The 19,975-nt window shown below is 33.7% G+C and carries 19 protein-coding genes, 2 tRNA genes and 1 pseudogene; 13 read left to right on the top strand and 9 right to left on the bottom strand.

All coding sequences use genetic code 11. The features are described 5' to 3' along the window. The 3 genes from LS72_RS10900 to LS72_RS08335 form a co-directional block, all read left to right on the top strand. Positions 1-307 (top strand): hypothetical protein (locus LS72_RS10900; RefSeq protein ID WP_194145582.1); only part of this gene is annotated, 307 nt, incomplete at its 5' end. A 35-nt stretch (positions 308-342) separates the two neighbouring features. Beyond that, complete coding sequence (locus LS72_RS08340; RefSeq protein WP_194145581.1) at positions 343-777, top strand: DUF2972 domain-containing protein; 435 nt, start codon at positions 343-345, stop codon at positions 775-777. Then, positions 761-1,204 (top strand): DUF2972 domain-containing protein, encoded by a 444-nt coding sequence (locus LS72_RS08335; protein ID WP_138155259.1) that lies wholly within the window; start codon positions 761-763, stop codon positions 1,202-1,204. The genes LS72_RS08340 and LS72_RS08335 overlap by 17 nt, the downstream gene beginning before the upstream one ends. A 16-nt stretch (positions 1,205-1,220) precedes the next feature. On the opposite strand, the gene dxr is transcribed toward LS72_RS08335, so the two are convergent. Further along, positions 1,221-2,348, bottom strand: coding sequence for a 1-deoxy-D-xylulose-5-phosphate reductoisomerase (gene dxr / locus LS72_RS08330; RefSeq protein ID WP_034554798.1), 1,128 nt, complete (start codon positions 2,346-2,348; stop codon positions 1,221-1,223). Continuing rightward, a complete protein-coding gene (locus LS72_RS08325; RefSeq protein WP_034554799.1) occupies positions 2,348-3,130 on the bottom strand; it encodes a phosphatidate cytidylyltransferase in 783 nt (260 codons plus the stop codon). The genes dxr and LS72_RS08325 overlap by 1 nt, the downstream gene beginning before the upstream one ends. A gap of 166 nt (positions 3,131-3,296) precedes the next feature. Between LS72_RS08325 and nhaA the strand changes: the two genes are divergently transcribed. Beyond that, positions 3,297-4,757 carry a Na+/H+ antiporter NhaA gene (gene nhaA, locus LS72_RS08320; RefSeq protein WP_052087357.1) on the top strand — a complete coding sequence of 487 codons (1,461 nt, stop codon included), beginning with the start codon at positions 3,297-3,299 and terminating at the stop codon, positions 4,755-4,757. A gap of 28 nt (positions 4,758-4,785) precedes the next feature. Beyond that, the gene (locus LS72_RS08315; protein ID WP_238700778.1) at positions 4,786-5,655 is read left to right on the top strand and encodes a DMT family transporter; all 870 of its coding nucleotides are present in this window, start codon (positions 4,786-4,788) and stop codon (positions 5,653-5,655) included. Here LS72_RS08315 and LS72_RS08310 read toward each other — a convergent pair. Further along, a complete protein-coding gene (locus tag LS72_RS08310) occupies positions 5,639-6,115 on the bottom strand; it encodes a DUF411 domain-containing protein (protein WP_034554801.1) in 477 nt (158 codons plus the stop codon). The two genes, LS72_RS08315 and LS72_RS08310, sit on opposite strands and share 17 nt — an antisense overlap. Positions 6,116-6,259: 144 nt before the next feature. Between LS72_RS08310 and yedE the strand changes: the two genes are divergently transcribed. Next, complete coding sequence (gene yedE / locus LS72_RS08305) at positions 6,260-7,462, top strand: selenium metabolism membrane protein YedE/FdhT (RefSeq protein WP_034554802.1); 1,203 nt, start codon at positions 6,260-6,262, stop codon at positions 7,460-7,462. Next, entirely contained in the window at positions 7,462-7,704 is a 243-nt protein-coding gene (gene yedF / locus LS72_RS08300) for a sulfurtransferase-like selenium metabolism protein YedF (RefSeq protein ID WP_202978623.1), read from the top strand. The genes yedE and yedF overlap by 1 nt, the downstream gene beginning before the upstream one ends. A gap of 221 nt (positions 7,705-7,925) precedes the next feature. Here yedF and LS72_RS08295 read toward each other — a convergent pair. The 3 genes from LS72_RS08295 to rpsT form a co-directional block, all read right to left on the bottom strand. Further along, positions 7,926-8,016 (bottom strand) — tRNA-Ser (locus LS72_RS08295). 46 nt (positions 8,017-8,062) lie between these two features. After that, on the bottom strand, positions 8,063-9,133 hold the full coding sequence (gene prfA / locus LS72_RS08290; protein WP_194145585.1) for a peptide chain release factor 1: 1,071 nt from the start codon (positions 9,131-9,133) through the stop codon (positions 8,063-8,065). Positions 9,134-9,143: 10 nt separating this feature from the next. After that, positions 9,144-9,419, bottom strand: coding sequence for a 30S ribosomal protein S20 (gene rpsT / locus LS72_RS08285; RefSeq protein WP_034554953.1), 276 nt, complete (start codon positions 9,417-9,419; stop codon positions 9,144-9,146). A gap of 97 nt (positions 9,420-9,516) precedes the next feature. Here rpsT and glmM point away from each other — a divergent pair, with 97 nt between their 5' ends. The 5 genes from glmM (at position 9,517) to LS72_RS08260 (ending at position 15,084) form a co-directional block, all read left to right on the top strand. Further along, a complete protein-coding gene (gene glmM / locus LS72_RS08280) occupies positions 9,517-10,857 on the top strand; it encodes a phosphoglucosamine mutase (RefSeq protein WP_034554954.1) in 1,341 nt (446 codons plus the stop codon). Next, positions 10,854-11,312, top strand: coding sequence for a signal peptidase II (gene lspA / locus LS72_RS08275; protein ID WP_034554956.1), 459 nt, complete (start codon positions 10,854-10,856; stop codon positions 11,310-11,312). The genes glmM and lspA overlap by 4 nt, the downstream gene beginning before the upstream one ends. A gap of 40 nt (positions 11,313-11,352) precedes the next feature. Next, a tRNA-Val gene (locus LS72_RS08270) sits at positions 11,353-11,428 on the top strand. A 110-nt stretch (positions 11,429-11,538) separates the two neighbouring features. Beyond that, positions 11,539-14,097, top strand: a complete 2,559-nt coding sequence (gene alaS / locus LS72_RS08265) for an alanine--tRNA ligase (protein ID WP_138155257.1) — start codon at positions 11,539-11,541, stop codon at positions 14,095-14,097. Between the two features lie 708 nt (positions 14,098-14,805). Next, positions 14,806-15,084 carry a type II toxin-antitoxin system HicB family antitoxin gene (locus LS72_RS08260; RefSeq protein ID WP_238700776.1) on the top strand — a complete coding sequence of 93 codons (279 nt, stop codon included), beginning with the start codon at positions 14,806-14,808 and terminating at the stop codon, positions 15,082-15,084. A 474-nt stretch (positions 15,085-15,558) separates the two neighbouring features. Here LS72_RS08260 and lepA read toward each other — a convergent pair whose 3' ends face one another. The 3 genes and pseudogenes from lepA to LS72_RS08245 form a co-directional block, all read right to left on the bottom strand. Next, positions 15,559-17,361 carry a translation elongation factor 4 gene (lepA, locus tag LS72_RS08255; protein WP_034554625.1) on the bottom strand — a complete coding sequence of 601 codons (1,803 nt, stop codon included), beginning with the start codon at positions 17,359-17,361 and terminating at the stop codon, positions 15,559-15,561. A gap of 384 nt (positions 17,362-17,745) precedes the next feature. Beyond that, positions 17,746-17,948, bottom strand: a pseudogene (locus tag LS72_RS11415) (YbfB/YjiJ family MFS transporter); the annotation flags it as partial. Between the two features lie 289 nt (positions 17,949-18,237). After that, the gene (locus LS72_RS08245) at positions 18,238-18,945 is read right to left on the bottom strand and encodes a carbonic anhydrase (protein WP_194145580.1); all 708 of its coding nucleotides are present in this window, start codon (positions 18,943-18,945) and stop codon (positions 18,238-18,240) included. Between the two features lie 150 nt (positions 18,946-19,095). Here LS72_RS08245 and sppA point away from each other — a divergent pair, with 150 nt between their 5' ends. Further along, positions 19,096-19,971 (top strand): signal peptide peptidase SppA, encoded by an 876-nt coding sequence (gene sppA, locus LS72_RS08240; RefSeq protein WP_034554627.1) that lies wholly within the window; start codon positions 19,096-19,098, stop codon positions 19,969-19,971. Positions 19,972-19,975 lie beyond the last annotated feature (4 nt).

Here is a 19,975-nt window from a genome sequence, read left to right as displayed (position 1 = left end):
AAATGTAGAATCTAAGAATGAAGAATCCTTACAACCTTATGCTAATTTAAGTTATGAGAGTATTCCTGCTTCCCTTGCTTGGGATTTGAATTTGCCATTGCCTCTATATTATAAGTTTGTGTGGTTGGTTACTTGGGGTAGTGGTTGGAGTTCTATGAGGTCTTATTTGAGCAATTATGGAGTGCAGTTTAGTCATCTTATGGCTTGTGCTGATAAGAATAGTTATCGCTCAATGTTTGATAGAATTTTACAAAATAGCGGAATCTTATGTTTAATAAATCGCTTCCATTTTAGTAATGAGAGATAAAATTTATTTATCTTGTTTGCAACAATATCCCATTATTGGTTGTTTTTAGAGACCCTATAAGTATGGCAAAAACCTATGCAAACCATTTAGGTTATTGCAGAAGTAGAATGGCTAATTTTACTCTTGCTTGTGATTGTGATGATGTTTTGGATTATTTTGATTATAGCGGTGGGTCATCTCCTAGTTTGGAATGTTGTTGTAATATTGCGACTTGGGGTAAAATGGAATGGGAAATTTTAAATGAGATTCCAAATGCAAAGATTATTGGTTTAGATACGCAAGAGATAATGCCTAATGTAGCCTTTGATACAATGAATAGAGTTACTAAAGAGTTAGGAATCTTTAAAGAGACAGAAAAGATACGATTTGCCGATAGAATAAATAGGGGAGATTTATATGGAGTGCTTCCATTTACCCTCTATGCAAACACTCAAGATATAGGCAAGGTAACATATAAAGGAAAATTATGATTTATCAAGCCTTAAATTAGATGAGAGCATTAAAATTTTTATTACTACTTACCAAATACATAATAATATCAATTGTGTAGATATTACAAATGAAATGTTAAATTATAAAACAAAATATCAATATTTAGCTATTTTTGTAGAAGAGTCGCAGATTAAAAATTTGCGAGATAATCAAGGGCTTTATAATGCCACAAGGGAGTATTTAAATAAATTTGTTGTTGCAATGGAAAAAAGGATTGAAATTGAAAAAACTAAGCAATTTAATGAAAATGATATTTTAAAATATCTAAGGGAGCATAAAGAAATGAGGATGAGGCTCAAAAAGGTATTTGATAAAAATTTAACTTTTGTTAAAGAATATTATCCTGATATTCTAAAGTCTTGGAAATATTATCAAGAGTTTCTTAGGATTTGTGAGGAGGGATAAGAGTATTATAAATGTGCTAATTGATAAGCTTTTCAGTAAAATCCCTAATTTCTTTGTCAAATTCTAAGAGTTCTTGAGGAGTAGAGTATCTAACTTTTAAAAAATTTTTTAAAGATGTTTTAACCATAGCTTCTATTCCCCCAAAAGTGATTTTATTATTTAAAAAGGCTTCCACTGCTATTTCATTAGCCGCATTGAAAATCACCCCTAATTTTGGGTTTTCTAATAATAAATCCTTAAAGCCCCATAAGGGATAGCGGTTAGTATCAATGGGTTGCAAACAATAAGGTGTTGAATGGATTTTTAAAGGCGTAATGAGGGGTTTAGTAGAAAAATTGTTTAAAAATTCCTCCCCTAATTTAAGCCCAAAACATAGAGCGTAGGCAATAGGTAATTGCATATTACAATTTGCAAAATGTGCAACAATGCTTCCATCCCAAAACTCCACAAGTGCGTGAATATGAGAGTTTTTTTCGATAAAGGCGTCAATATTTTTACTTTTAAAGAGCCAAAAAGCCTCTAAGACTTCAAAAAGTTTATTTGCCATTGTGCTAGAATCAATAGTGATTTTTTTACCCATCTGCCAATTAGGGTGTTGTAGGGCTAATTGTGCATCTTGCTTTTTAAGTAGATGTAAGGGAGTATCTCTTAATGCCCCGCCACTTGCAGTAATATAGAGATTCTTAAAAGGACGCATTGTAGGATTGAAATTCATAAGGTAATTTAAAGCAAAATGTTCGCTATCAATAGGAATAATCTTAGAAGTATCGATAAATTCTCCCCCTACAACTAAACTTTCCTTGTTCGCTAAAGCCACGATTTTGTTAGATTTAATCGCATACAAAGTAGGGGATAATCCTAAAAATCCTACGAGTGCGTTGATAACAAGATTGCTTTTTGAATCCTTAATAGCCTCTAAAATTCCCCCCTCACCGCAATAAATCTTGCCTTTAAAAGATGATGTTATTTTTGCAGTATCTGCTTCTGAAGCAATAATAATATTTTTTGGATTAAATTCTAAAATTTGTTGATTAAGTAGAGCAATATTATACCCAACGCCTAAAGTTTCTACTTCTAAATGAAACTTTCTTGCTATCTCTAAAGTATTGATACCAATAGAGCCACTAGAGCCTAAAAGTATCATTAAGACAAATTCCCTTTAGAGATTTCTAGCATTACATATAAAATAATGCCCCCAAAGAAGTATCCATCTAATCTATCAAGCATTCCGCCATGTCCAGGGAGTAAATTGCCACTATCTTTAACCCCTGCTTGACGTTTTAAAAAGCTCTCATAAAGATCACCAAACACACTTGAAATACTAGTTATTAAGCTTAAAAGTAACGAAGTAGAGAAATTACAAATTCCAAGCCCTACAAAGGTAGAAATTACCACAGAGATACTAATACCTATCAAAACGCCTTCTTTAGTTTTATTAGGTGAGATATGGCAGAGGCGACTATTACTAAAAAACGTTCCTCCAAATAATTTTCCCCCAAAATATGCAAAACTATCTGTTAAACCTACAATAAATAAAAGCCAAATTATGGCGTTAATGGAATAATCTAAATATAGAAGATATAAAAACGTAAAAGGAATGGTGGGATAAATAAAAGGCATCGCATAAGCAATATTACCCTTTTGTGTATAGGCTTTATAAGAAGCAAGGATTATTAAAATTACAAAGATAATATGCAAAGTTTCTAGCCAATAAAGGCTAATCCAAAATAGGACAAGCAATCCTGTAAAAAGAGGATTTGGTTTAGCTTTTGTATAAAGCTGATAAGATTCATAAAAGCTTATAATACAAGCAATCCCTAAGATGCTCCATAATAAAAAAGGACTATGAAAAAGCACGATTAAAATTATGGCAATTAGCATAACAATAGCTGTATATAAACGTTTTGATTCGATGTTTTTAAGCATTGTTCCTCCTTGAGAAATTCCATAATTATAACAAATCCTTTTTTAAACGCATTTTATTGAAGAAAGCTTTGTTGGTGTGGGAAGTTTTAATAATATTTAAAAAAGTGTTTTTATCGATAAAATTTTTGTTAAAATAGCTCAAGATTTTGTTTTTAAAGGATAAGGAATGTTTTTTCTACCAAAGAAAGTTATGAGCCCTTTTAAAAATACTATTCGTGCCACAAGCTATGTAAAAGATAGATTGCAAGAGGGATTACACACTTTTATCCATCACGAATCTTTTGGGGGAGTTTTATTATTTTTCTGTGTGGTTTTAGCAGTGCTTATTGCAAATTCTCAATATAGTAATTGGTATTTTGAGTTTTTAGAAATAGAATTTGGTGTGTTTATTCAAGGATGGTCTTTTGGCATTAGTGTCTTGCATTTTACAAATGATGTCCTTATGGCTTTATTTTTCTTAATGGTTGGTTTAGAGATGAAGCGGGAAGTGCTTTATGGGGAATTGGTAGGATTTAAAAAGATAAATTTTTCACTCTTAGGGGCTTTAGGGGGGATGATTATTCCTATTATCATTTATATGTATTTTAACTATGATACGGATTCTATCTATGGCTTTGGTGTAGCGATGAGCACAGATACTGCCTTTGCTTTAGGACTTTTATTGTTATTTGGTAAAAGAATCCCTTCTACATTAAAGATTTTTCTTGTAACCTTAGCAGTCTTTGATGATTTGGGTGCTATTTTAGTGATTGCTATCCTCTATACAAATACCTTAGATTTATTTTGGCTATATGCCGCTATTGTTATTACTTGCATTTTAATCGCTATTAACTACTATGATGTGAAATATACTTCTGCTTATATATTCCTTGGTGCTTTATTATGGATTACGATTTATAATAGTGGAATACACGCTACTATTGCTGGAGTGATTTTAGCTTTTAGTATCCCCGGTCGCTCTAACATTCGTAGAAAATATTTCGTGCAGATTTTAGATATTTTAGAGGAATGGAATAAATTTGCAAACTCTAATAAGAGAAGCTCATTTCCTATCCAAGAATCCCAACAAGGCTTTTTAAAGACTATTGTTAATAACCTTACTTCTGTCTTTCTCCCTAACAAAGAAAAAAGAATTGATATGAAAGAAGCCAATAAACGTGTGCAAATTCTTGATAAGCTTGCAAAATATTCTCATTACGCACAAAACCCGCTAGTAAAAATAGAAACTTTCTTACAGCCTATTTGTGCTTATTTCATCGTTCCTTTATTTGCGTTTTTGAATGCAGGAGTGAAGTTAGATTCTGGTGTTAATTTTAATACTGATGGGCTATTTATGGGGACCTTACTAGGGCTTATAGTCGGCAAACCTTTAGGGGTTTTGATTTTTGCTTGTTTAGGGGAGAGGTTACATATTGCTATAAAGCCTACCGGGCTTCATTATGGACATATTTCAGCCATAGGCATTATTGCTGGTATTGGATTTACGATTTCTATGTTTGTCGCTAATCTTGCCTATACCACTAGTGAGCAAATTGTATTAGCAAAAATCTCTATTTTGATTGCCTCTTTGATTGCTATTATTTTAGGGGCGATAGCCCTATTTTTTGCGACAAAATCTAAAGTCTAAAATGTCAAAAGCTTCCTTTTATTTCCTTATGGTGATGGCTATGATATTTTGGGGAAGCTCTTGGCCTAGTAGTAAGATTATGGTTGAATATACGAGTGCCGAAGTGGTTACCTTTTGGAGGTTTTTCTTTGCATTTCTTGCTTCTATACCTCTTATTCTTATATTAAAGATTCCTTTACGCTTTAATTTTCAAATTTTTAAACTCCTTTTTCTAGCAGCTTTATTAAATAGTGTGTATTCAATTTTATTTTTTGTGGGATTAGATTATGGAAGTGCAGGAAAAGGAGGTGTAATTGTTACGACCCTTACGCCTATATTTGCTTATATGCTAGCTTATATATTTTATAGGGCAAATTCACAAAAGATAATTAAAACTAATGAAATTTTAGGTTTAGGATTTGGGATTATTGCAGGAATTTGCCTTTTAGATTTGCAAAATTTCAAAGAATTATGTTTAAATGGATTTTTTATATTATGTGCGATAGATTGGGCGGTTTTAACATTAGTTTGCCAAAGGATTAAAATCCACCCTTTAGCGATTAATTTTTATATGACTTTTTTGAGCATTCTGCTTTGGTCTCCATTATTTTTATGGAATGGGGGAATGATGAATGTTTTTAGTTTTGATGCTAGGTTTTGGTTAATGATGTTTATCGTATCAACCCTCTCAACTGCTATTGGGACAAGTATTTATTATATTGGTATTTCCTATATTGGTGCTACCAAAGCTGCTTCCTTTACTCTGCTTGTCCCAGCAATAGCTTTAATAACTAGCTATTGGCTTTTAGGAGAGATTCCTGCTCTATCAACGCTACTTGGAGGGAGTTTCGCAATTTTTGCTACTTATTTAATTAATTTTTATAAACCCTCCCATTTTAGATTTAAAAGAGAGTTTTAGGGTTCTTTTGTATGAGATTATGTCCCCTATAAATTCCATAAATCTTAAAATCTCCATTTTTATATATTACAATTACAGGATAATCCTCTACCATATCACCCATTTCCATTCCTGGACTTCCTATTGGCATACCCGGCACAGAGATACCTATTACATCTTTAGGTTTATTCTCTAATAGCCATCTTACAGCATCCTCTGGGACGTGCCCTTCAATAACATAACCCTCAATGATACCCGTATGGCAACTTTGGAGTTTTGGCTGAATTTGATATTTTTGTTTAATCTCTCCAATATTCTCTACATAAGTGCTATGAATCTGATAGCCCTTTTTTTCCATATATTCCTCCCATGCTTTACAACAACCACAAAAAGGAGTATTATAAAGTTCAATATTATTAGCACCAAAAAGACTTAGAGGGAGTAATCCTAATCCTAAAATTTTGATAATTTTATTTTTCATCACTATCCTTAAATTTAGTAATATATTCAAATTATAACATTATTTTATAAAATAATGTTATAATACATTAAGGCTCTAGGGTAGAGCATACAGATATTTCTTCTTTTCTTCATCTGTTATTTTGATTTATTTTTGAGGGTTAAAATGTTTCAGACTTTTAAACAAAATTATTTAATAAAATTTTGGTCTCCTATGCCCGCTATTATTGCATTAGGTGTAATGGCAGCTTATTATTTTGGTTTAACAGGGACTTATTGGGCAGTAACGGGAGAATTTACGCGTTGGGGTGGGCATATCCTAAATCTTGTCGGGATTGATACTAGCACTTGGGGGTATTTTAAGATTATTGGCTTAAAAGGCACGCCTTTAGATAGGATTGATGGAGTGATGATTATTGGAATGTTCGCAGGAGCTCTTGGGGCATCTTTAATGGCTAATAATATGAAATTGCGTTTTCCACAAAGTAAAATAAGAATATTTCAAGCCCTAATTGGCGGAATCATAGCAGGATTTGGGGCTAGATTGGGTATGGGTTGCAATTTAGCAAGTTTTTTTACAGGAATTCCACAATTTAGTTTGCACGCGTGGTTTTTTACGATAATGAGTCTTATAGGCGTATGGGTAGGTACAAAGATTATTGTTTTACCTATTTTTCGTTCCCCTATAAAATTACAAAAAGTAACTTCACAAAAAGAGTTTCACCAATCCCCTATTAGAGAAAAACTATTTTTTCTACTAGGTGTTCTAGTCTTTTTAGGAATCTTTATTTGGATTGCGTATTTAATGGCTATTCCTACCTTAGGTATTGCTATGCTTTTTGGCGTAGGGTTTGGGACTATTATTTCCCGCGCGCAAATATGTTTTACTTCCGCCTTTAGGGATTTATTTATCACAGGGAGAGGTTATATGGCAAAGGCGGTTATTATAGGTATGATGGTTTCTACCATTGGTGTTTTTAGCTATGTAATGTTAGGGTTACCTCCTAAGATTATGTGGGCTGCTCCTAATGCGATTATTGGAGGATTCTTATTTGGGGTTGGGATTGTTATTGCCGGAGGTTGTGAATGTGGTTGGATGTATCGAGCAGTTGAAGGGCAGGTTCATTATTGGATTGTAGGGATAGGTAATGTTATCGGTTCTACACTTCTTGCTGCAACTTGGGATTATTATGCCACTCCTTTAGCAACAAGTTTTCCACGCATTAATCTTTTAGAGGTTTTTGGAGATTATGGCGGTTTGATGGTAAATTATGCAGGATTATTACTTTTTTTAGCCCTTATACTGCTTATTGAACGAAATTACTTCAAAAAAACTAGGCGATTTGAAGTCATAAAGGAGAGGAGATGATGGAGCCAAATTATCGATTAGATTTGCAAGGAGAGCCTTGCCCTTATCCTGTAATGAGGACATTAGAGGTATTACCAATGCTAAAAAATGGCGAAATTTTAGAAGTGCTAAGTGATTGCCCACAAAGTATTAATAACATCCCCCTTGATGCGAAAAATCACGGCTATGTAGTATTAAAAGTCGAGCAGCTTGGTGCAACCATTCGTTATTTTATACAAAAGCCTTCTGAAGTTATGCTGTAATAGCTAGCATTAAATAGAGCTTTATTTGCCCCCCCCCCCCCTAATATTTATTAGTGGATTTTAAGCATATTTTGTATTAAGTTTGTTATAAGTTGTTTTAAAAATTCTCCTGTAGTATAAAATCTAAATTTTATTTAGATAAGAAATTTCATTCATTGCTTAAAAGAGTATATAAGGTTGGTTAATCAAGATGTATAGGGATGTTGTGAAAAGCATAAGAGTGGCGGACAGAGAGAGATTCGAACTCTCGGTAATCTTGCGACTACGCATCCTTAGCAGGGATGTGGTTTAAGCCAACTCACCCATCTGTCCTAAAAAAGAGCAATTATAACGATAATAATGTAAAATAATACTTAAGTTAGTCGTTGATTTGTAAAGCTTGTGCTTGAAAATAGGCAAGAATTGGGTCAATAATTGAATCGAGACTCCCATTTAACATAATTTCTTCTAGGGTATAGAGTGTTAGTCCTATTCTATGATCGCTTAGGCGGTTTTGTGGGTAGTTATAGGTGCGGATTCTCTCACTTCTATCTCCGCTTCCTACTTGCAGTTTCCTTGCGTGTGCGTTTTGTTCCATTTGGTTTTGTAGCTCTGCTTCATAAATCCTAGCTTTGAGGATTTTTAACGCTTTGTCTTTGTTTTTGTGTTGGGATTTCTCATCTTGCATAGAAACGCTAATACCTGTTGGGATATGGGTTATACGCACTGCGGAATCGGTGGTATTAACACTTTGTCCCCCATGTCCTCCTGCTCTAAAGACTTCAACTTTTAAATCATTAGGATTGATAGTAACTTCTACATCATCGACTTCTGGCATAATCGCTACGGTGATGGCTGAAGTATGAATCCTGCCTTGTGATTCTGTCTCGGGGACTCTTTGGACTCTGTGTGTACCACCCTCGAATTTAAATTTAGAGTAAGCACCCTTTCCTTTAATGAGGGCGATAATTTCTTTATAGCCCCCAACATTATTTTCGCTAGAGCTTACAATCTCGACTTTCCACCCCTTTAAATCCGCATAACGCACATAGGTTTTAAATAAATCCCCAACAAAAATGCCCGCTTCATCACCTCCTGTCCCTGCTCGAAGCTCAAGATAGATATTTTTATCATCATTAGGGTCTTTAGGGAGAAGTAGGATTTTAATTTCTTGCTCTAAGGTTTGGTTTTGTGCTTGTGCTTCTTTGATTTCTTCTTTAGCTAATTCGCTTAATTCTTTATCTTCTAAAAGGATTTTATTATCTTTTATGGTTTGGGTATTTTTTAAATATTGTTTTGCTTTTTGGACCAATTCTTCTAGGTTACTTTGTTCTTTGCTTAATTCAGTGATTTTTTGGATATTGTTAAGAATTTCTGGCTGTAGTAATAGGCTGTTAATTTCATTGTAACGGTCAATAAAGGGTTGTAATTTTTTGGCTAACATTAGCAGTTACCTAGAATTAGGCGTTTGCTAAAGCGGATTTTTTTACTAAGGAATTAAGGCGACTAACTTTTCTTGCAGCAGTATTTTTGGTTAAGATTCCTTTGCTAACATAGCTATGAAATGATTGATTGATTTGTTTCAAGAGTTCTTGAGCTTTAGAAATATCTTTTGCTTCTAGTGTTTCGTGTAAGTTTCTTGTCATATTTTTGATTCTTGTTTTATAGTATCGGTTTCTTTCGGTTCTTTTTTTGGTCTGTCGGATACGCTTTTGTGCTGATTTGTGATTTGCCATAAGATGTTAATCCTTTTGTTAAAAATTTAAGCTAGAATTCTATTTGAAAATTTATTAAAAGCAAATAAAATAAAAGTATTGTTAAAGAGGTGTAGTAATGGATCTTTTTGGGACAGATGGTGTAAGGGGTGTGGCTGGGGCTAAATTAAATGTTTTTTGTGCGTTGAAATTAGGCATTGCCGCTGGAATTTATTATAGAAAGCATTCTAAGACTAATAAAATCTTGGTAGGAAAGGATACTAGACGCAGTGGCTATATGCTCGAGAATGCCCTTGTTAGTGGGCTTACTTCGGTGGGGTATGAAGTGATACAAATAGGTCCTATGCCAACCCCTGCTATTGCGTATTTAACGGAAGATATGCGTTGTGATGGTGGGATTATGGTAAGTGCTAGTCATAATCTTTATGCGGATAATGGGATTAAGTTTTTTGGTAAAAGTGGCTATAAGCTTGATGAAAAAGATGAAAAAAATATTGAAAAGATTTATGCTGATGAGGACTTGCTTGAAAGCTCTCAAAAGAGGGGTAAAGAGATAGGTTCTTCTAAGAGGATTGATGATGTGGTAGGACGTTATATCGTGCATATTAAAAACTCTTTTCCTAAGGATTTATCTTTGCACGGTGTTCGAATCGTTATTGATTGTGCTAATGGGGCTGCTTATAAGGTAGCTCCAACAATTTTTAATGAGCTAGGTGCAGAAGTATTTGTGATTAATGATACGCCTAATGGTTTTAATATTAATGAGAGCTGTGGGGCTACGCAACCTTTGAGTTTGCAAGAGGAGGTGCGGAAAGTTAGGGCTGATATTGGATTTGCACTTGATGGTGATGCTGATAGGCTTGTAGTCGTGGATGAAAAGGGTAATGTCGTAAATGGGGATAAACTTATTGGTGTTCTAGCCCTTGCAGTTAAAGAAAATCAAACCCTAAAGCATAATACTATTGTCGCGACTATTATGAGTAATTACGCATTAGAGGAGTTTTTAGGAGAGCATAATATTAAACTCATACGTTCTAATGTTGGTGATAAATATGTGCTTGAGAGTATGTTAGAGCATCATTTAAACTTCGGTGCAGAGCAGAGTGGGCATATTATTTTTAGTGATTTTGCAAAAACGGGGGATGGGCTAGTGAGTGCTTTGCAAACAATGGCGTATATTTTAAGATTTAATAAACCTGCATCCGAGATTTTGGATTGTTTTGAGCTTTATCCCCAAATTCTAAAAAACTTGCCCATTGACTCTAAACCAAACTTAGAGGGTTTAGAGGGGTATGGAACTTTTTTGAAAGGGATTGCTTCTAAAAAGATTCGGCATTTAATCCGTTATAGCGGGACAGAGAATAAACTTAGGATTTTGTTAGAGGGCAAGGATTTAAAACTTTTGGAAAATACTATGCAAGAGTGTGAAGCATATTTTAAGGGAAAAATTTATTCGTGAGAAAGTCTTATTTGTTCTTCGTTATTGCTTTGATCGTTATTTTTGTCTTGGATCAATGTATTAAATGGTTTTTTGTGTTAAGTGGTTTTGGTTATGAGGGGAGTATTATTTCTTTAGTGCTTGTTTATAATAAAGGCGTTGCCTTTTCTATGTTTGCATTTTTGCAAGGGTGGTTAAAATATCTACAAATACTTTTGCTTTTAGGAATCTTTTTTTATTTATATAACAATAAAGAGTTTTTGAGGGAATATAGTATCCCTTTGGGTGTGATATTTGGTGCAGGAATTTCTAATGTTTTTGATAGATTTATCCATTTAGGGGTGGTGGATTATATCTTTTGGCATTATCTTTTTGAGTTTGCAATTTTTAACTTTGCAGATGTAATGATTAATTGTGGGGTAGCTTGGATATTCTTGCAAAGTTTTTTAAGAAAACCTAAAAGAGGAAATTGCTAGAATTAGCCCCTCTTTTATTTTGCTTCAGTTGTCTTTGTAGGGTCGCGTAGCTCAGTTGGTAGAGCACTACCTTGACATGGTAGTGGTCGCTGGTTCAAGTCCAGTCGTGGCCACCACTAAATAATCTTCATTTTTATATTCTTTGGATTCTAGTTTTTGGTTAATAAAGCCATTTTTTAATAGAAAGTTAGTAAAATCTTTGCATTTTGATTTAGAGGTTTTTTGTATGAAAAAAGATGTTCGTGCCTTGTATTTAGAATTTTTTAAAAATAAGGGGCATAAGGTTTATCAATCTATGCCTTTAGTGCCTGATGATGCAAGTTTGCTCTTTACAAATGCTGGAATGGTGCAGTTTAAAGATGTTTTTACCGGAAAAGTCCCAATCCCTATGCCCAATATCGCTACAAGCTCACAATTATGTATCCGTGCTGGTGGGAAACATAATGATTTAGAAAATGTGGGTTATACTTCAAGGCATCATACGCTTTTTGAAATGCTTGGAAATTTTAGCTTTGGTGGGTATTTCAAAAAAGAAGCAATTGCCTATGCGTGGGAGTTTGTTACAGAGGTTTTGGGGTTTGATAAAGAGGTCTTGTATGTAACGATTCATAAAAGTGATGATGAAGCCTATGAGCTGTGGTGTTCGCATATTAGCCCTCATCGTATTAAGAGAATGGGGGATAAGGATAATTTTTGGCAAATGGGAGATACTGGTCCTTGTGGTCCTTGTAGCGAAATTTTTGTTGATCAAGGCGAGGAGTATTTTAAGGGAGAAGAGGATTATTTTGGAGGGGATGGGGATAGATTTTTAGAGATTTGGAATCTTGTTTTTATGCAGTACGAGAGAGATAAAGAGGGGAATTTAAAACCTCTTCCTAAGCCAAGTATTGATACAGGAATGGGTTTAGAGCGGGTTATGGCACTTTTGGAGGGCAAAAGGAGTAATTTTGATTCTTCGCTTTTTATGCCTTTAATTGCTAAAGTAGAGGAAATTGCTAAGAAAAAATATATTTATAAGAGTGGGGCAAGTTTTAGGGTGATTGCTGACCATTCAAGGGCGATAGCCTTTCTTTTAGCACAAGGGGTGAATTTCGATAAAGAGGGTAGGGGTTATGTTTTGCGTAGAATCTTGCGTAGAGCGGTTAGGCACGGGTATTTATTAGGCATTAAGGAAGCTTTTTTGTATAAAGTCTTAGAGGTCGTTTGTGTGTGTATGGGGGAGCATTATGCTTATCTAAAAGAGAAGCAAGAGGTATTGCAATCTCAATGTAAAGCTGAGGAGGAGAGGTTTTTTGAAACGCTTGAAAATGGGATGAGTCTTTTTGGCAAAGAATTAAAGAAAATCAAAAATGAAAAAACTCATCAACTCTTTAGTGGAGAAGTTGCCTTTAGGCTTTATGATACCTATGGGTTTCCTTTGGATTTAACACAGGATATGTTAAGGGAGGAGGGATTAGGTGTAGATATGGATGGCTTTGAAGCTTGCATGCAAAAGCAAAAGGAGCAAGCAAAGGCTCATTGGAAGGGAAGTGGGGATAGTTTAAAAGAGGGTGATTTTAAGAAACTTTTAGAATCCTTTGGGAAAAATACTTTTATAGGCTATGAAACTTCAAAATCTGAAGGGAAGATTCTTGCCTTGCTTGATGAGGAATTTAAAGAAGTTAGGTGTTTAGAAAATAGAGGCTATGTAATGTTTGATAAAACTCCACTTTATCCAGAGAGTGGGGGAGCAATTGGAGATAGGGGGGAGATTTTTAAGTTTGATAATAAGCTCGTAGCAAAGGTGCTAGATACAAAAAAATATTTTGGTTTAAATATCTCACAAATAGAAGTTTTAGAGACTCTAAGGGTTGGGGATAGGGTAATAATAAAAGTAAATGATTCAAGGGTAGAGATTGTGAAGCATCATAGTGCAACCCATTTATTACATAAGGCTTTGAGGGATGTTTTAGGGACACATATCGCACAAGCAGGGAGTTTGGTAGAACCTAATCGCTTACGTTTTGATTTCTCTCATCCTAAACCTTTAAACTCTAAAGAATTAGAACAAATTGAATTGATGGTAAATCAAAAAATCTTAGAATCTAATCCGCAAGTTATTGAGGAAATGACTCTTGATGAGGCTAAGAATAAGGGAGCTATGGCGTTATTTGGTGAGAAATATGGGGAGAGAGTTAGGGTGATTACTTTTGGAGATTCTATTGAACTTTGTGGGGGGATTCATGTAGAAAATACTGCAAATATAGGGAGTTTTTATATCACAAAAGAGAGTGGAGTAAGTAGTGGAGTAAGACGGATTGAAGCGGTATGTGGAAGGGCTGCTTATGATTATGGAAAAAGTGCCTTAGAGCAGGTATGCCAAGCAAAAGAAGCTTTAAAAACACAAGATTTGTTAATGGGGATTGAAAAGCTAAAAGAGCAGATAAAATTATTAAAAAACACGCAACAAAAATCTCAGAGTTTGCACTCTTTTAAGGTAGAGAATCTAAAAGGGGTATCTCTTATCATCGCTAGGGTGGATTTAGAGGACATTAAAGTCGCTATTGATGAGGCTAAGAACAAATATGATAAGGTGGTGATTTTGCTTATTAATAAGCAGGGTAAAATTGCTGCAGGTGTTAAAAATGCTCCCATTAAGGCTGGGGAGTGGGTTAAAAAGGTTGCCAATGTAATGGGCGGTAATGGTGGAGGTAGGGATGATTTTGCTACCGCTGGAGGAAAAAATTTAGAAAAAATTGAAGAATCCTTGATAGAGGCAAGGGATTTTGTGCAAGGGATTTTGTAGGCGGAGTTATTTGTAAGAAAGTCTTTTGTGGCGAGTTTTTATTGATGGCTTTGCATTAAAGTCTATAAAATTTTTATGCAAAGAGGCGATTTAGGGGATCGCATTTAGATATAAAGATGTTATGGGCAATTATAAGCTGTCTTTAGGAAAATACATAAACCATCCAAAAGAAGTCATAGCATAATAAAAGATTTTTTAAGGTTAATTCATTAAATTTTGTAAGTAGCAGGTATATTCTACCTACTTGATAGGTTAAATTTAGTGCAATGTTTATAGGTTAAATATGGTTAGGTCTTTTTATTGGCTTTGTGGACTGAAGCTTAAAGAAGTTCAATTAAGAATCTTTAAAGTTTTTCTACTTAATGTGTGTATCTTAATAATACCTGATGTAGAATAGTTAATGGCAGAGGTAAAAGAATAACAACAAACACACAGAGTAGAGGCAAATGCAACTAGCTCTTAAAGAAGCAGAAGTTAAGATAAAAAGCTAGGAGGAAAAGCTAAGAAGTACACCGCACAAGGGGAGTTAGCTTAAGAATTAGCACAAGAGAGGAAGCAACTACAAGAGGGAGAAATAGACTTTAGTAAATACAAAGGTAGGGGATAGCACACAAACAAACCAAGTTAATAAAGTGATACAAAAGGAATGGATTTAAGGTGGGTTAAGCTTATTTATATCAAAACGCTCTTAGTCTTAAAAGAGGAATAATGCAAAAAGATTTAGAATATTATTTAAACTTGCCCTATGAGATTATTTTAAGAAAATTAAAGCCTCAAGAAAGAGGCGGTTATTTTGCTTATTATAGAGACTATCCTTATATTATGGGGGATGGAGAGAATGAAATAGAAGCCTTAAGGGATGTTAAAGACGCCTTTAAGGGAGCAATTGCAGTAATGCTAGAAAAAAAGGATTATATCAAAGAGCCAGAGGATAAAAGGGTGAGGATTAATATAGCTCCCTCCCCAAAGTCTCTTAAAAGAGATTGACAAAGCCGCACAAAACCGATCCGAGTTTTTAAGTAATTGTGTCTTAAAAGCCCTCTTTCTAAGATAATCTCTTTAATCCTTTAATCCAAAACTAAAATGGCTTAATATTATAAAAACCATTAAAGGATGAATATGGCAGGTTATGAAAGTTTTGAATTGATTACAAAAGGAAATGCAGAGATATATCGGAGATTATGAAAAATTATCGTATCGTTCAAGGGCTTATACTTAATTCTAATTCTGTTCTCATACAAGGCTTATGAATAATGCTAGTAATGCTTTTAGTTCCTTTTTGGGAAGTTTAACTTAGGGATTCTTGCCTCTCCTAATGTGTTAGCAGGGATTAGGGCAGGAATATTTGCATTCCAAGTCAAGTTATACATAAATGTTTGAATCTAAAGAATAGCTTAAAGAAGTAGTGATTGGCTAAAAGATTTCTTGCTACCTTTAAGGAATTATTAAAGTTTGCTAGGATTAATCAATTTTAAGCACTGCTAGAAATGCCTCTTGTGGAAGGGCTACCTTTCCAATAGCTTTCATTCTTTTTTTGCCTTCTTTTTGCTTTTCTAATAATTTTCTTTTTCTTGTAATATCCCCCCCATAACATTTTGCTGTTACATTTTTCCCTACAGATTTAATCGTCTCTCTTGCGATAATTTTATTCCCTATACTTGCTTGAATGGCTACTTCAAAAAGCTGTCTAGGGATAATTTCTTTCATTGCTTCTATAAGCTCCTTGCCCTTTTCATAAGCTTTGCTTTTGGGGACAATAATACTTAAAGCGTCAATAATTTCATTGGCTACCCTAATATCAAGTTTGACTAAATTACCCTCTTGGTAATGGATAGGTTCATAATCAAAGCTTGCATAACCTTTCGTGCAAGATTTGAGCTTATCATAAAAATCCATAACAATTTCATTGGTAGGAATCCAATATTCTAATAATACCCTTGTTTCTTGCAGGTATTCCATTTTTTTTTGAATGCCCCTTCTTTTGTTGAGTAAGGTTATGATATTTCCTAAAAATTCGCTAGGAACTATGATGGTAGATTTTACATAGGGTTCTTTTATTTTAGCGATTTTTTGTTCAGGGGGTAATTGGCTGGGGTTTTGGATTTTAAGAATAGTGCCATCAGTTTGGATAATTTCATACACTACAGTGGGTGCAGTGGCGATTAAATCTAATCCAAATTCTCTCTCTAGTCTTTCTTTAACAACTTCCATATGTAAAAGCCCTAAGAATCCTATGCGGAATCCAAATCCTAAGGCTACAGAGGTTTCAGGTTCATAAGTGAGGCTTGAATCATTAAGTTTGAGTTTATCAAGTGCATCACGCAAATCTTCAAATTTATTGGTATCAATAGGATAAATTCCAGCAAAAACAAAAGGTTTTGCGGGTTCAAAACCTGCAATGGCTTCTTTAGTTTTGTTCTTAAAGTCTGTGATGGTATCTCCAACAGCAATGTCTGTTACATTTTTTAATCCTAAAACTACAATGCCAATCTCTCCAGTTTTTATTTCTTTGGTTTTTTGTCCTTTTATGGGGTGGGGATAGAGTAAATCTAAGACTTCGTGGTTTTTTTTGCTTCCCATAATATAAATATTCTGCCCCTTTTTAATGCTACCATCTATTACGCGTATAAGGGCTAAAGCCCCCAAGTAATTATCAAACCACGAATCATAAATGAGGGCTTTAGTGGGGGCATTGGTATCCCCTTGAGGTGGTGGAATAAGCTTGATAATAGCCGCTAATAAGTCTTTAATGCCAATATTTGCTTTAGCACTAACCTCTAAAGCATTAGAACAATCTAACCCAATAGTTTGTTCAATTTCTGACTTTACGCGTTCTGGTGCTGCTGCTGGGAGGTCGATTTTATTTAAAACAGGGATAATTTCAAGATTATTATCTAAGGCTATATAGACATTAGCGATAGTTTGGGCTTCTACACCTTGACTAGCATCAACGACTAATAAAGCCCCCTCACAAGAAGCAAGTGAACGTGAAACTTCATAGCTAAAATCCACATGTCCTGGGGTGTCAATAAGGTTTAGGATATAAGATTGTCCTTCATAGTTATAGATTAACCTTACACTTTGTGCTTTTATGGTGATTCCTCTTTCTTTTTCAATATCCATAGTATCCATTATTTGGGAACTCATTTCGCGCTCTGTTATTGCTCCACAAGCTTGTATAAGACAATCTGCCAAGGTAGATTTTCCGTGGTCAATATGAGCAATAATTGAAAAATTTCGTATGTGGTTTAAAGGAATATCCATACCAAACCTTGAAATAGAGATAGGGTATTTTATCAAAATATTGACAAAATTAACAAACCCTATGGCTATGGATTAGGTATGCTTATTGTTGATAATAAATTATAGAAAAATTGTTAAAGAAATTGGAGAGAACAAGAACATACATACTACAATATAAAGAAATTAAAATCAAGGATAGCCCTTTGTTAATATTAGAATTACAAAAGAAAAAGGCGAATCCACACCAAACAAAAGCAAGAATGAATAGAAAGTGTTAGCGTATGAGGTAAATACCTTATGGCGTTAAGAATATATGAAGTAATGAGAAGCCATAATTTATAAGGGATTTTAAATTTATTATCTTTATGTATTGTTTGTTTAGGCTTTTTGAGTGTTCTAAGCAAAAAAACTTAAAGACATTATTAAAAAACTTAGCTTTGTAATATTTTCAAGGTTCATAAATTTCCTTAAAAAAATAATAAAAAACCACCAAAATATATCCCAATAAAATTGCAATACTCAATTGAATGCTTTGATTTATTTAATTTGTTTGAGAGTATCATAATAGGGATTAAAACAACATAGCCAAATCTTGCTAAGCCATAAATGTTGTAGCCAAATTATTTAAGACATTTATAATAAACATCACAAGCTGATTTAATTGGACTTGTTAAATTACCTATTCCATTTCTTTAATAATAAGTGGCGAGATTTGTTTTTCAAGATTAAGTTTTTAAATTCTTTTTCAATTTTTTAATAGCTATGCTGTTAAGAAATATAGGTTGATATTGTTCTTTAGTCTTCTTTTGAGTAATTACTTGCCATAAGTAGTAAATTAGATCTAGAGAATACAAAAATTTTGGCTCTTTACCTGAATGGATTATAAATTAGTTGAGATTACTTTGTGAAAGTAATCTCTCTATTATTAGAATCTTGTAAAGTTCGTGCATTGTTATTATGAAAAAGCTCCCTTAATTTTTTGATTTGTTCTGCAGAGGCTGTTGCTGGATTATCAAGAATAATCCATTGCACATTTTCAGTGCAAGGAGGGGTTGTTAAACTTCCTTTGAGAGAATAGAAACGATATTTTGTAGGTAAAAGCATTTTTGCATTTAATTTTTCCAAAGGCATTTGATTATTAATCTCTGTAGAATAGTTTGCTAACATACTTTTAATGATGGGATTTTGCTTACCTTTTTTGAAAAATACCCCAATAACCAATAAATCTCCATTTTCATTTTGATGAACTAAATGCCCTTCTAAAGGATAAATCACTCCATCTAAATGATGCTCTGATGGCGTATGAAAATGTGCTTGTAATAAATTATATTTTGTATCATTGAAAGTAATGTAGCTCATATTATCAAAATTTAATTGCAAAGTGTGTCCATTATTGACAACATTTTTAGAATCAGATTCATATCTCAATATTAAGCTATTAATTTTATCAATGGCTCTCAAAGAAGATATATTAATGGGGGATTGTTCTTTTCCTAAAAAGCAAGTTTCCCATTCTGGATGTAAAGAATGCCAACGACTAGGACCTTTATTTGTATAATTCCATTCCGCAGTATATTCTGCAGCATAAAGAGAAGCTGAAAGCATTAATATTGAAGCAAATTTTTTGTAATTAATCATATATATCCTTTAAATAAAATTATTGTTTAATAGCATAGGAATTATAGCATTCAGTTTTATTAAACCAATATAAACCTAGTATAATTCTATATATCAAAATTATTTTAAAGGATATTTGTGAAGTTTTTTAGAGTTTTGCTTATGCCGCTTGATTTTATTATGAAGTATTTTAAGGCTTTAGTGTTTTTATTGATTGTGTTTTTAATATTCTCTGCAGGTGGTGAAGGGGAGAATAACAATGCTAATGTAGCAAGGATTGACTTGATAGGTCCCATTATGCAAAGTGAGAGTTTTTTAGAAAATTTCTATGAATTAGAGCAAAATCCAAATATTAAAGGTATTTTGCTTGTTATTAATTCTCCAGGTGGTGCAATAGCCCCTAGTATAGAGATTTCTGAAGCGATTAAGAGGGTGAGTAAAATTAAGCCTATTGTTGCTTACGCACAAGGTTCTATGGCAAGTGGCAGTTATTTAGCAGGAATGTGGGCAAATTCTATCATTGCTAATAAAGGTGCTTTATTGGGATCTATTGGAGTAATTTTAAATGGTGTAGATATTAGCGAGTTAGCACAGAAATTAGGTGTAAAATCTCAAAGTTTAAAAGCAGGAGATTATAAAGAGGCTGGAACTTTTATGCGTCCTTGGAATGCTTTAGAAAAAGAGATGTTAGAGGGATTAATTCAAGAGCAGTATAAAATGTTTGTTAATGATGTGGTGCAAGCTAGAGGATTAGATATAAACAATCAAGGATATTTTGCACAAGGTAGAATCTTAAGTGCTGCTAATGCTTTAGAGTTTGGGTTAATTGATGAGATAGGAAGTATTTATGAAGCACAAAATAAGCTTTATACTCTTGCAGGGATTAAAGAGGTGCATTGGTTGCAAAAGGATAAATTTGATTTATATTTACAAAAATTGCTTGGGGATAATATCGCTTTGGGTATTGAAAAAGCCACTTATAGAATCTTTAATCTTATTTCTAGGTTGTATTAAAGCC

The organism is Helicobacter apodemus, from assembly GCF_000765745.2.
In the GTDB taxonomy this organism is placed as follows: domain Bacteria; phylum Campylobacterota; class Campylobacteria; order Campylobacterales; family Helicobacteraceae; genus Helicobacter_D; species Helicobacter_D apodemus.
Note: the sequence above shows the minus strand (reverse complement) of the source record. Positions and strands in the feature narration are given on the sequence as shown.

Bases quoted from the DNA above. Each gene is read 5' to 3' on its own strand.
- LS72_RS08315 (WP_238700778.1), top strand. From the start codon at position 4,786: ATGGTGATGGCTATGATATTTTGGGGAAGCTCTTGGCCTAGTAGTAAG.
- yedE (WP_034554802.1), top strand. From the start codon at position 6,260: ATGTTTCAGACTTTTAAACAAAATTATTTAATAAAATTTTGGTCTCCT.
- LS72_RS08245 (WP_194145580.1), bottom strand. From the start codon at position 18,945: ATGCTTTCAGCTTCTCTTTATGCTGCAGAATATACTGCGGAATGGAAT.
- alaS (WP_138155257.1), top strand. From the start codon at position 11,539: ATGAAAAAAGATGTTCGTGCCTTGTATTTAGAATTTTTTAAAAATAAG.
- nhaA (WP_052087357.1), top strand. From the start codon at position 3,297: ATGTTTTTTCTACCAAAGAAAGTTATGAGCCCTTTTAAAAATACTATT.
- dxr (WP_034554798.1), bottom strand. From the start codon at position 2,348: ATGATACTTTTAGGCTCTAGTGGCTCTATTGGTATCAATACTTTAGAG.
- LS72_RS08260 (WP_238700776.1), top strand. From the start codon at position 14,806: ATGCAAAAAGATTTAGAATATTATTTAAACTTGCCCTATGAGATTATT.
- yedF (WP_202978623.1), top strand. From the start codon at position 7,462: ATGGAGCCAAATTATCGATTAGATTTGCAAGGAGAGCCTTGCCCTTAT.
- LS72_RS08310 (WP_034554801.1), bottom strand. From the start codon at position 6,115: ATGAAAAATAAAATTATCAAAATTTTAGGATTAGGATTACTCCCTCTA.
- lepA (WP_034554625.1), bottom strand. From the start codon at position 17,361: ATGGATATTCCTTTAAACCACATACGAAATTTTTCAATTATTGCTCAT.
- rpsT (WP_034554953.1), bottom strand. From the start codon at position 9,419: ATGGCAAATCACAAATCAGCACAAAAGCGTATCCGACAGACCAAAAAA.
- glmM (WP_034554954.1), top strand. From the start codon at position 9,517: ATGGATCTTTTTGGGACAGATGGTGTAAGGGGTGTGGCTGGGGCTAAA.
- LS72_RS08325 (WP_034554799.1), bottom strand. From the start codon at position 3,130: ATGCTTAAAAACATCGAATCAAAACGTTTATATACAGCTATTGTTATG.